At 35.5% G+C, this 2,686-nt stretch carries 3 protein-coding genes; 2 read left to right on the top strand and 1 reads right to left on the bottom strand.

Features of this window, described 5'->3' with window-relative positions:
- Positions 1 to 300: 300 nt before the first annotated feature.
- Positions 301 to 942, bottom strand: coding sequence for a hypothetical protein (locus KS419_RS15730; protein ID WP_217067354.1), 642 nt, complete (start codon positions 940 to 942; stop codon positions 301 to 303).
- Positions 943 to 1,361: 419 nt separating this feature from the next.
- Between KS419_RS15730 and tnpA the strand changes: the two genes are divergently transcribed.
- On the top strand, positions 1,362 to 1,760 hold the full coding sequence (gene tnpA / locus KS419_RS15725; RefSeq protein WP_217066102.1) for an IS200/IS605 family transposase: 399 nt from the start codon (positions 1,362 to 1,364) through the stop codon (positions 1,758 to 1,760).
- A 10-nt stretch (positions 1,761 to 1,770) separates the two neighbouring features.
- Positions 1,771 to 2,686: IS200/IS605 family element RNA-guided endonuclease TnpB (gene tnpB, locus KS419_RS15720; protein WP_217066103.1), on the top strand; the 916-nt coding region annotated here is incomplete at its 3' end.

The following is a 2,686-nucleotide window of genomic DNA, read 5'->3' as shown; positions in this document are numbered from 1 at the left end:
ATCAAGCTTTTTAAAGATTGCGACGGCTACGCTCATTGCTTGGGAACTGTAAAAGTGGAAAAGCACCACTTTTTCAGTTCCCATGCGAGTAGGCGATGGAGCTAGACAACTTGCCCGAAGGTGCCAATACTTATAAATTCTTATCTTTTAAGAAAAGCCTAGCAAATCAGATGCAATTTGCTAGGCTAGTCAAATTAAACTACATTTTAAATTCTGCAATAGGTAACGGAACCCATTAGTTGTTGAGACTATGCGTCCCTTTTCATACCTTCAATGTTCGTTTTCCATTCATTATATCACCTATATACCTCCACCACGGATGGCCTTTGGTATCTTCCATGCAGTGAATACGGCCAACACAACCCACAGGAGATCAAAGGCATTTACCATTAACGTAAGATCCATAAAGAATGATTGAATGATGCCTAAGGAAAAAATAGAGAATTGTGCTGCGAACTCTGCCCCAAATTCTTCGGAAAAAAAAGATGTTAAATAGTAATGATAACCAATATATTTACCTATAAGAATTCCAAGTATGCTTGAAACAACTGCTGTAACTTGTAGTGGTACTCCTTTTTTCCCTTTTGAAAGTAATGCTACTCCATAACCAGAAAGAAGACCAATTCCCCAGGCGACAATCCCTAATTCATACTCCGTAAAAATAACAATAAGTCCCCAGATAATACCACCTGCAATTGCCGCAGAAAGTCCCCCTAAGACAGCAGGTAATAAAACACTTGGAGCGAATTGCTGCTCTGAAGCTATTTCCGTAAGTCGTTCTGATATGGCATCCACTAAATCCCGTGCAGGATCTTCTTCCAATCCCTTATCCATTAACCGAGTAACAATTAAATTTCTTGGGTCACCAGCTTGAATCTGTAACACTATCTCTTTTGTTAAACTTTCCAATTCCTCTGTCTCAGCAATTTGTTTAGCTTCCATCCATCCGCCCCCTTTTCAACATGAATTTGAATATTTTTATGAATGTACCTACGAGAGTAGTATTTCGACAGAATGTGGTTCAATTTCCTTCTTTTCTATGAGAAAAGTATTAATAATTCAGTTTTTTTTATAAAAATACATTATTTGCCATAGGACTTTTTATCCTTATTTTACATTAGCACTACTTTCCTATTAGAAAAATGTCATAACGCTAATCAAAGACTTATAATAAGTGACTGTCACCTCTTAATTTTTATCATTTTCCGATAGAAGACTCCCTCTTCAATCGTGTGAAGGGCGAAGCCCAACGATAAGGGGGAGATGAATGTCAGTTAGGCGATAGCCTAAAGGCTTTTTGTTGCCCACTTCATACCTTATTGATATAATCAGTCTTAGATAAGAGAAAGGCGGATAATGCAATGAAATTGGACAGTAATAATCATTCAGTATTTTTAATGTATTACCATCTTGTGCTAGTTGTAAAATATCGCAGAGAAGTCTTTGATGATAAAGTATCTGACTATGCTAAGGATATGTTTGTAAAGCTAGGCGAGAAATATAATATCTCCCTAGTCGAATGGAATCATGATAAAGACCATATTCACATCTTGTTCAAAGCACACCCTAATACAGAATTGTCAAAGTTCATAAATGCTTATAAAAGTGCAAGTTCTCGTCTGATAAAACGTGACTTCCCACAAATAAGAAAAAAGCTATGGAAAGAAATGTTTTGGTCGAGAAGTTTTTGCTTACTAACTACTGGTGGATCTCCAATCGATGTAGTTAAAAAGTACATTGAAAATCAAGGTCTAAAGTGAGGTGAAAACAATGTTAGTCAACAAAGCGTACAAATTTCGTATCTATCCAACCAAAGAACAGGAAATCTTAATTGCTAAAACAATAGGATGTAGTCGTTTTGTATATAATCGCTTTTTAGGGCAATGGAACGATACATTCAAAGAAACTGGCAAAGGATTAACTTACAATTCTTGTTCTGCTGAATTAACACAATTAAAAAAGGAATTAGTATGGTTAAAAGAAGTTGATAGCATTGCCCTTCAATCCTCACTGAAAAACCTTGCTGATTCTTATACTCGATTCTTCAAGAAACAAAATAAAGCTCCACGCTTCAAGTCTAAAAAGAATAAAGTACAATCCTACACGACTAAAGAAACAAACAATAACATTACCATTGTAGACAACAAAATCAAATTGCCGAAACTTGGTCTTGTTCGCTTTGCCAAAAGTCGTGAAGTACATGGTCGTATCCTTAATGCTACTGTTAGACGAAATCCTAGTGGTAAATACTTTGTATCAATTCTTGCAGAAATAGAAGTGCAACCATTGGAGAAAACGGAATTATCTATTGGTATAGACTTAGGTATCACTGACTTTGCCATTCTTTCTGATGGTCGCAAGATTGACAATAATAAATTCACATCAAAAATGGAAAAGAAACTAAAACGTGAACAGCGAAAACTTTCAAGACGTGCGTTAAATGCTAAAAACAATAATATTAACCTTCTTGATGCAAAAAACTATCAGAAACAAAAGCGAAAAGTTGCTAGATTGCATGAGAGAGTAATGAACCAACGTGACGATTTTCTTAACAAGTTAAGTACAGAAATAATCAAAAACCACGATATTGTCTGTATCGAAGACTTGAACACCAAAGGAATGTTACGCAATCATAAATTAGCAAAATCAATCTCTGATGTATCATGGTCTGCCTTTGTAACTAAAT

It is taken from the genome of Evansella tamaricis (genome assembly GCF_019042215.1).
GTDB lineage: Bacteria > Bacillota > Bacilli > Bacillales > Salisediminibacteriaceae > Evansella > Evansella tamaricis.
Note: the sequence above shows the minus strand (reverse complement) of the source record. Positions and strands in the feature narration are given on the sequence as shown.